We start from the raw sequence: 11,459 nt of genomic DNA, 5'->3' as shown, positions 1-11,459 counted from the left end.
ATACAGTTACATTAACTATCACCGATAGCGCGGGCAACACGCAAACTGTAACTGCCACTGTGCAAGCAGACGGCACCTATAGCGCTGACGTACCGGCTGAATTAGCTGAAGGTGAATTTACGGTTAACGCCAGCGTTACCGATGAAGCGGGCAATACGGCCAATGCCGAAGCACAAGGTGCTATCGACGTGACGGCGCCAACCATCTCATTAAACGACCCAGGAATAAATGGCGATGCTACACCCACACTTTCGGGGTTAACGGATGCCGTGCCCGGAAGCACGATAACGCTTACCGTTACCGATAGTGCTGGCGTTACTCAAACCTTTACCACCACTGTGCTTGCCGATGGTACCTTTACCGTTGAAGTTCCAAATGCGGTGGCAGAGGGTACATACAGCGTATCTGCTGAGGTGGCAGATGGTGCGGGCAATACCGCACAAGCAACAGCAAGCGGCGATTACGACTCCACAAGTCCTTCCACGACCGTAAATCAACCTGCTCCAACGAACGATACTACGCCAAACGTTTCTGGTGAAACCGATGCCCCTCCTGGCAGTGAAGTCGTGATTGTTGTTACAGATAGCGAGGGTAACGAACAAACAATCGTTACTACAGTGGGCGCTGACGGCACGTTCAACGAAGATGTACCAGCGGAGCTTAGCGAAGGTGAGTACACGGTAGATGTTACTGTAACAACACCAGCAGGTAATAGTTCTACCACCACAGTGACTGGCGAAATTGACACTACGGCGCCGATAATTAGCCTTGATCCTATTGGCTCAACCAACGATGACACGCCAGTGATAAATGGCGACACCGATGCAGAACCAGGTGCGATTGTAACGCTAGAAATTGTACATTCAGATGGCACTACGCAAACCATTACTGCGACAGTGCAAGAAGACGGCAGCTTCAGTGCTGAAGTGCCGCAAGCACTCGCAAACGGCGACTTCACGGTAACCGCTACTGTGTCTGATGTGGCGGGCAATACCGCTTCAACGACAATCGATGCGGTTATCAATACCCAAGGTCCTAATGTTGTTATTGAAACAGGCTCTCCTACCAACGGTAGTGAAGGTATAGGCGGTTCGTCAGACGCCCCTAATTCTGAGGTTGTGGTTGTTATCACCGATAGCGACGGCAACAGCCAGACAATAACGGGGACAACCGATGAGGATGGCAACTTCAATGTAGCATTCCCTCCTGGCTCTGAAGAGGGCGAATATGAGATTGAAGTGACGGTGACAGACGAAAATGGCAATAGCTCTACCGCCACGGCCACTACTGTACTTGATACCACCCCACCGGTTGTGAATATCGACCCACAAACGGATACTAACGACACAACACCTACGATTTCAGGTAATACAGATTTGCCCGCAGGCAGCGAAGTCGTTATTACCGTTACCGATAGCCAGGGTAATACGCAGACTATTACCGCCGTTGTTGATGAAAATGGTAATTTCAGCGCCGATGTCGAAGACGCGCTAGCAGAAGGCAACTATGAGGTTTCTGTTGAAGCAACTGATGCAGCGGGTAATACAACCACCGCTGTCGACAACAGTGGCACCATAGACACTACCGCACCAGTACTTTCTCTAGACCCACAAACTGACGGTAGCGACACCACGCCAACTATTTCAGGCTCTACCGATTTACCACCTGGTTCAACAGTAACCATTGTGGTGACCGACAGCGCGGGCAACACACAAACTATCGATGCCATCGTTGATGAAAACGGTGACTTTAGCGTCGACGTGCAAACGCCGCTTACTGAGGGTGAATATACCGTAGAGGCCAGTGCTACAGACGAAGCAGGCAACACAACGACTGTTACTGAAAATGGCGGCAATATTGATACGCAAGCCCCCACCATTTCACTAGAGCCACTTGGCACAGGGAATGACACGACACCGTCAATTAGCGGTTCTACAAACTTGGAAGCGGGCAACACGGTTACACTTACCGTAACCGATAGTGCTGGAAACAGCCAGACCTTTACTGCCACAGTAGACGCGAACGGCGAATTTAGCGCAGACGTGCCTGCTGAACTCGCTGATGGTGACTACACTGTTGAAGCAACAGCCACCGATGCTGCAGGAAATAGTGCTTCGACGTCACAAACTGGCACCGTGGACAGCAATGCGCCAAGCTTAACCCTTGACCCACTGGGTGATGATAACGACACCACGCCTACTATCTCAGGTACTACCGATTTACCCGCTGGCAGCACTGTCACACTGTCTGTTACCGATGCGCTTGGCAATACGCAAACATTTACGGCAACGGTAGACGGTTCTGGTAATTTCAGTGTCGATGTGCCCAATCCATTAGCAGAAGGTGAATATAGCGTAACGGCTACAGCGACCGACGCGAACGGCAATACTGCAACGGCAACGGAAACTGGCGGTAATATCGATATTACATCGCCGCTGGTTAACTTAGATGCTCAAGGCAGTACTAATGATACTACGCCAACCATCTCAGGTAACACAGACCAGGCACCGGGTAGCAGTGTATCAATCACGGTTACAGACAGTGCAGGCAATACGCAAACTTTTGAAGCTATAGTCCAAAATGACGGTACTTTCTCTGTTGACGTGCCGGCAGAGCTTGCCGACGGCAACTTTACCGTTACCGCCACTGTCACTGACGATGCGGGTAATCAAGACTCTGCATCGACACAGGGCAATATTGATACCGCAGCACCAACGCTTTCGCTCGACCCTCAAGACATTAGCAACGACACCACGCCACTTATTAGTGGCACAACAGATTTACCACAAGGTAGCACGGTAACACTGGTCGTCACCGATAGCTTAGGTAATCAGCAAACTATTGAAGCCGTTGTTGATGAAAACGGAGGCTTTAGCGCCGAAGTACCTAGCGCATTAGCAGAAGGTAACTACTCCGTTACAGCAACCGCTGTCGATGAAAATGGTAATACCGCTAGCGTGACAGAAAACGGCGGCATAGTAGATACAACCGCACCATCGCTATCTTTAAATCCAGTGGGTTCTGGCAACGATCCCACACCGACTTTATCGGGCAGCACCGATCTGCCTGAAGGGAGTGTTGTCTCGCTAACGGTCGTAGATAGCGCAGGTAACATTCAAACTATCAACACCTTAGTCGATACTAACGGTAATTTCTCTGTCGACGTCCCCCAAGAACTGGCTGATGGAGACTTTACTGTTACTGCCACGGCAGAAGACGAAGCAGGCAATGAAGTTACAGACAACGCAACGGGTAATATTAATACCAATGCCCCCACGTTAGTGCTAGATGGTCAAGGCGAGACGAATGACAGCACGCCCGCTATTTCAGGCACTACCAACTTGCCTGAAGGAAGCACGGTTACTTTAACCGTGACGGATAGCACAGGTAACACGCAAACGATTACCGCGACAGTAGGTGCAGACGGAACATTTAGTGCGGATGTTCCCAACCCACTCGCTGATGGCGCTTACACCGTTACCGTCAGCGCAACTGACGGCGATGGCAATACGACAACAGTAACCGACAATGGCGGCGTTGTAGATACCACCGCGCCTACGCTTACCTTAGAAAACCCTGGCAGCACGGGTGACACCACACCTACGCTTTCAGGCACCACTGACCTTCCTGAAGGAAGCACGGTTACGCTTGTCGTTACAGATAGCGCTGGAAACACGCAAACAATCAATGCCTTGGTCGATGCAAATGGTAGCTTCAGTGTAGATGTGCCAAACGCACTAGTTGACGGCGACTTTACTGTTACTGCCACTGCAACCGACAGTGCAGGCAATACCGCGAATGCCAATACAACAGGTAATGTAGATAGCGAAGCGCCGCTGTTAACCCTTGATACACAAGGCGCTACCAGCGATGTTACCCCAACTATCACAGGTACTACCGACGTGGCACCTGGCACACTGGTTACCATTACCGTGGTAGATGCCAATGGTAACTCGCAAAGTTTCCAAGCAGCCGTGCAAGCAGACGGCACATTCAGTGCCGATGTGCCTAGCGCCCTGGCTGAAGGCGACTTTACCGTTACGGCAACAGTAAGCGATGCACAAGGCAACACCGCGACGGCAAACGAAGCAAATGGAAGTATTGATACACAAGCGCCTATTGTTACCGTTAACCCGTTAGATTCAGGCAATGACGCTACGCCGGTTATTTCAGGTAATACAGATTTACCTGAAGGCGCTGTTGTTGTGATCACCGTGACTGACAGCAATGGCGACACGCAAACCATTAACGCATTGGTTGATGCTGACGGCAACTTTGCAACAGAGGTATTGTCTCCACTGCCTGAAGGCGACTACAGCGTCGAAGTTACTGCAAGAGATGATGCAGGTAATTCAACAATCGCAACTGAAGACGGTGGCAATATTGACACCACCGCCCCTGTACTTACGCTAAATCCGCAGGGCACAGGCAACGATGAAACGCCTAACATATCGGGCAGCACTGATTTAGCGCCGGGAAGCACAGTCACGTTAACTGTCACAGATAGCGCAGGCAACACACAAACCTTTGACGCCGTTGTAGACGCGAATGGTGACTTCAGCGCAGATGTTCCAAACGCTATACCAGACGGCAGCTATACGGTAACAGCAAGTGCCTCAGACGATGCAGGTAATACAACCACCACCTCTGATACCGGTACGCTAGATACCAGCGCCCCTGCACTGACACTAGATGCGCAGGTTACGGTGAGCGATACTACACCAACCATTTCGGGTACGACTGACCTACCAGCGGGTTCAACCGTGACGCTTTTTGTCACTGACAGTGCAGGCAACACCCAAACCTTTACTGCACTTGTTGATGCGAGCGGTAACTTTAGTGCTGATGTCCCCGCGCCTCTTGCCGAAGGTGATTACTCAGTAACCGCTACCGCTACTGACAGCAACGGAAATAGTGCATCTGTCACCGACAATAACGGGATCGTCGATACCGTCACCCCCATTATTTCACTAGATGCGCTGGGCTCAAATAACGATACTACGCCTACCATTTCGGGCACTACGGACCTGGCAACAGGCGAAACCGTAACGCTGTCGATTACCGACAACGCTGGCAATACACAAACTGTGACCGCAACGGTTGACGCAAACGGCAACTTTACTGTGGATGTGCCAGCCGCACTGGCCGAAGGTGACTATACGGTTACTGCAACGGCCACCGACGATGCTGGCAACAGTGCGTCAGCCAATGCAACAGGTACCATAGACACCACAGCGCCTACCCTAACCTTAGACCCTCAAGGATTAGGCAACGACACGACGCCAACCATTTCGGGAAGTACAGATCTAGCGGAAGGTAGCGTGGTCTCCTTGGTTATCACAGATAGTGCAGGCAACATTCAAACAATTACAGCAACAGTTGATGCTGCAGGAAACTTTACGGTTGATGTACCCGGGGCACTTGCTGAAGGCTCGTACAGTGTTGAAGCTAGCGCCACTGATGAAGCAGGCAACAGCACGTCGGTTCTCGATAATTCAGGCGTTATCGACATCACGCCACCTGAGCTAAATCTTGAAGAATTAGCGCCAGAGAATAACCTAACACCAACTATTTCTGGTACCACAAACCTTCCAGCTGGCGCCATTGTCACACTAACGGTGGTCGACAGTGCAGGTAACACGCAAACCTTTGCTGCAACGGTACAAACCGACGGCAGTTTTGCAGCCAACGTACCTTCACCGCTAGCTGAAGGTGACTATACGGTTACCGCAACGGCTCAAGACGCGGCAGGCAACCAAGGTTCTGATTCTGAAACGGGAGGCAGCGTAGATACCACAGCGCCTGTTATCACTCTGGATCCGCTTGGTACAGGTAACGATAACACGCCTACCATTAGCGGAAATACCGACCTAGCTGCGGGAAGCACAGTAACTATCACAGTAACTGACAGTGTTGGCGCTGTGCAGACGTTTACTGCAACGGTTGATGGTAATGGCGACTTCAGTGCAGATGTGCCTGATCCTATGGCAGACGGAAACTTCGACGTTACTGCAACGGCCACTGATGCTGCAGGCAATACTGCTACAGATACAGTGAGCGGCGACATAAACTCTGCCGCGCCTACCCTATCCCTAGACCCTCTTGGGTCGGGCAACGACACAACGCCGACCATTTCAGGTAATACCGACTTAGCGCCAGGTAGCACTGTAACGCTAACTGTGACTGACAGTGCTGGAAACACACAAACATTCAGTGCCGTAGTGCAAGGTGATGGAAGCTTTACGGCTGATGTTCCTGCAAGCTTACCTGAAGGTGACTATTCTGTTACTGCCACCGCCACAGACGGCGCTGGCAACAGTGCATCGGTAACCGAAAATGGCGGTAACATCGATACCACAGCCCCATCGATAACCATCGATACACAAGGGCTTGGCAATGATGCAACGCCGTCTATCTCTGGCACCACAGACCTCAATGCTGGCGACACAGTTAGCATAAGCGTGACAGACAACGCTGGAAATACCCAAACATTCACTGCAACCGTTCAAAACGATGGTACTTACAGTGCTGATGTTCCTGCCGATTTAGCTGAAGGCAGTTTCAGTGTGATCGTCACTGCGACTGACGATGCGGGTAATTCAGCAACGGCAATAGATAACAACGGAGTCATAGATACAGCAGCCCCCACCATAACGTTAGACGCACAAGGCCTAACCAACGACGCTACACCGACTATATCGGGAACCACCGACTTAGCTGCGGGCAACACGGTAAGCATTAGCGTAACTGATAGCCTAGGCAATACGCAAACTTTCACTGCCATAGTTCAAGCGAACGGTAGCTTTAGTGCTGATGTGCCGGTTGACCTTGCAGAAGGCGATTACACAGTAGAAGTGACGGCGACTGATGATGCAGGTAATCAAAACACAGCGGTTGATAACAACGGTACAGTTGACACCACCCCACCTGTTATCAACTTAGATCCAGTGGCCAGCGGCAATGACGCAACGCCAATTTTGAGCGGTACTACCGACTTGCCAGAGGGAGCAACCATTACACTGGTTGTCACCGATGCAGGCGGTAATGTACAGAACCTTACCGCTACGGTAAACGCGGATGGCACTTTCTCAGTTGAAGTACCCAGCGCGCTTGTTGATGGCGATTACGATGTAACAGCCAGTGCGAGCGACGCTGCGGGCAATAGCACGACTGTGTCGGATAGCGGCAATATTAATGCAAGCGCTCCGGACATTACGCTAGATGCCCTTGGCCAGACAAACGACGCTACGCCTCTTATTTCTGGCACAACTACCGCGCCAGTTGGTGCCATTGTCACCTTAACAGTGACAGATAGTGCTGGATCAGTTCAAACCTTTACTGCAACAGTCCAAGGAGATGGCACCTTCAGCGCAAGCGTACCGTCAGACTTGGCTGAGGGCAGTTACACAGTTGTCGCAGAAGTGACTGACGGCGCCGGAAATACAGGCTCTGACTCTGAAACTGGCGGTGTGGTAGATACCACATCACCGGCTATTGATGTGACAGATCCGGGGGTTGGCAATGATGCAACACCAACCATTAGCGGCACGACAGACCAGCCAGCCGGAAGCACAGTTTCAATTACCGTCACCGATAATGCTGGCAATATACAAACCTTATCAGCAACCGTGCAAAGCGACGGCTCTTTTAGCGTAGACGTACCCACCACTTTGGCTGAGGGTAACTTCACAGTTCAGGCAACAGTCGTTGATGAAGCAGGCAATACAGCGTCCGACGCTGAAACCGGTCTAATCGACACAATTTCACCTGTTATTACGCTGGACGAGCCAGGTACAGTTAGCGACTCAACCCCAACCATAAGCGGTACTGTAGATTTACCGCAAGGTTCTACAGTGCAAATAACGGTTGTTGATAGTGCGGGTAATAGCCAGGTGTTCTCTGCATTGGTTGCCGCAGGCGGCGTATTCTCTGCCGACGTACCAGCGGCGATGGCTGAAGGAAACTTCACTGTATCAGTAACCGCCACTGATACAGCAGGCAACAGTACAACCGATAACGAAGCAGGCGTAGTTGATACTCTAGTACCTACACTTACTATAGATGTTGCCGATACCACTAACGACGCAACGCCACTCATTACCGGTACAACCGATGAACCTGCGGGCTCAGTTGTCACTATTTTGGTAACGGATAGCGCCGGTGCAACCCAGACCTTAAGTGCAGTGGTACAGGCCGATGGTTCTTTCTCTATCTCCCCAGGTACGAATTTAGCTGAAGGCGACTTCACGGTAAGCGCTACCATCAGTGATGAGGCAGGTAATACAGCGACAGCGAGTGATGCTGGAAGCATAGACACTACAGCACCATCACTAACCTTAACGCCACTTGAAGAAGGCAATGACACAACGCCTACCCTATCTGGTAGCACAAACCTTGCGCAGGGTAGTGAAGTTACGCTTGTGGTAACTGACAGCGCCGGAAATGTTCAAACCATCACAGCTACAGTTGATGTAAATGGTAACTTTACAGTGGATGTGCCTGCGCCTTTGGCAGAAGGTGCATACAGTGTTGAAGCCACGGCGAATGATGAAGCGGGTAATAGCACTACCGTTGTAGACAATACAGGCGTTATTGATACGACAGCTCCTACCCTATCGTTAGATACACTAGCCACAGACAGTGACACAACGCCTACAATATCAGGGAATACTGATCTGCCTGCAGGCGCGACAGTAACGATTACGGTGACGGATAACGCAGGTGTAAGCCAAACCTTCGATGCAACCGTTCAGGGAGACGGCAGTTTCTCGGCCGATGTGCCTAACCCAATGGCTGAAGGAGGGTATACCGTTACCGCCGTTGCCCAAGACCCAGCAGGTAATGAGACGACTGCCACTGAAACAAACGGTAGCGTAGACACTACCGCGCCGACAATCAATTTAGATGCACAAGGCACAGGTAACGATACCACGCCAACGATCACGGGTAGCACCGATTTAAGCCCAGGTAGTTCAGTGACCATAACCGTCACCGACAGCGCGGGAGCAGAACAGACATTTACTGCTATTGTCGATAGCGTTGGTAATTTCAGCGCCGACGTGCCCAATGCAATGGCAGACGGAAACTTCGATGTTACTGCTACCGCCACTGATGCTGCTGGAAACTCGGCGTCTGATAATACCAGCGGCAATATCAATACAGCCGTGCCAAACCTAACCTTGGACTCGCTTGGTACTGGAAACGACACGACACCGACCATTTCCGGTACTACAGATATTGCGCCAGGCAGCACCGTATCCATCAGCGTTACCGATAGTGCCGGAAACACCCAAACATTTGACGCCATTGTTCAAGCTAATGGCACCTTCTTTGTAGATGTGCCAGCAGCCTTATCTGAAGGTAATTATTCAGTCACCGCAAGTGCAACAGATGGCGCGGGTAATACGGCAACCGCAAACGAAAATGGCGGTGTTATCGATACTACTGCGCCAGCTGCGCCTACTGTTGATGCAGGCAACGGTACCGAAATTACCGGCACAGCCGAAGCAGGCGCTGCCGTAAACGTAGACGTTGACGGTGATGGCACACCTGATTTCATAGTGATTGCTGATGGCGATGGTAACTGGTCAGTTACACCCACTGTACCTCTAGCCGATGGCGTGGTTGTCACGGCAACAGCTACCGATGAAGCAGGCAATACAAGTAGCCCAGCGACTGACACAGTAGACGCTGTTGCGCCAATCGTTGCCTTTAACGACCTAACGACTAACGACACCACGCCTGCACTTACCGGTTCGGTAGACGATCCAACCGCCATCGTGGTCGTTACCATTAACGGTACAGACTATACCGCGACAAACAATGGTGATGGCAGCTGGACACTGGCTGACGATATCGTTGCAGCGATGGCTGAAGGTAGCTATACCGCTACGGTTACTGCTACTGATGCCGACGGTAACACTGGAACTAACTCTGGTACTGTGGTGATTGATATCACTGCTCCAGCAGCGCCTACCGTCGATGCAGGCAACGGCACTGAAATTACGGGTACTGCGGAAGCAGGCGCAACGGTAAATGTGGACGTGGATGGCGACGGCACGCCAGACTTCACCGTCATCGCAGATGGCGATGGAAATTGGTCAGTAACACCCACTACACCGCTGGCCGATGGCGTGGTTGTTACGGCAACGGCGGTTGATGGAGCTGGCAATGTCAGTGCACCAGCGACAGATACAGTAGACGCTGTTGCGCCAGTCGTTGTAATCAACGACTTAACTACTAATGACGCTACACCAGAGCTAACCGGTACGGTTGACGATCCAAACGCTATCGTAGTAGTGACCATTGATGGCGTGGACTATACCGCAACTAACAATGGTGATGGAAGCTGGACGCTGGCTGACGATGCAGTAGCTGCACTTGCAGATGGTAGCTATACCGCCACCGTTACTGCCACAGATGCCGATGGCAATGTGGGTTCAAATTCTGGAACGGTAGTGATTGATACTACACCACCTGCGTTACCTACTGTGGATGCGGGCAACGGCACCGAAATTACCGGTACCGCTGAAGCAGGCGCCACTGTAAATGTGGACGTGGATGGCGACGGCACGCCTGATTTCACCGTCATCGCTGATGGCGACGGTAATTGGAGCATTACGCCTGATACACCGCTTGCCGATGGCGTAATTGTGACCGTAACGGCAACTGACGCAGCGGGTAACATTAGCAACCCAGCCTCAGACACGGTTGACGCGGCAGCGCCAGTAGTTGCCTTTAACGATTTAACAACGAACGATACAACGCCGGCACTTACTGGTTCGGTCGACGACCCAACAGCCACTGTGGTTGTTACCATCAATGGTGCCGACTATACCGCCACCAATAACGGTGATGGCACGTGGACACTGGCTGACGATGCGGTGGCGGCACTTGCTGAAGGTAGTTATATCGCAACGGTTACTGCAACCGACCCAGAAGGTAATGTGGGTACAACTACTGGCACAGTGGTTATTGATACCACAGCACCTGCAGCGCCTACCGTTGAAGCGGGCAACGGCACTGAAATTACCGGCACAGCCGAAGCGGGCGCAACGGTAAATGTGGATGTAGACGGAGACGGCACGCCAGATTTCACTGTCATCGCTGATGGCGACGGCAATTGGAGCGTAACGCCAGATACACCATTAGCAGATGGAGTTGTAGTAACGGCAACAGCAACCGATGAAGCGGGCAACACAAGTGGGCCTGCATCTGACACAGTAGACGCCGTGGCACCTGTTGTAACCATCAATGATGTAACGACCAATGACACTACGCCTGCACTAACGGGTACGGTTGATGACCCAACGGCTACTGTAGTAGTCACCATTGACGGCAACGACTATACCGCTACCAATAACGGTGACGGTACATGGACGCTGGCCGACAACGCAGTTGCTACGCTCGCTGAAGGTAGTTACCCAACATCTGTTACTGCAACTGACGATGCGGGTAAT

Annotated in this window: 1 protein-coding gene; it reads left to right on the top strand. The window is 51.6% G+C overall.

Annotated elements, in window-relative coordinates; translation table 11 throughout:
- Positions 1 to 11,459, top strand: an 11,459-nt coding sequence (locus tag AC27KT_RS19565; protein WP_487132741.1) for an Ig-like domain-containing protein, incomplete at both ends; no start/stop codon positions are given.

The organism is Alteromonas sp. 5NW40-0090 (genome assembly GCF_057552975.1).
This window is presented reverse-complemented; position numbering and strand designations above follow the sequence as displayed.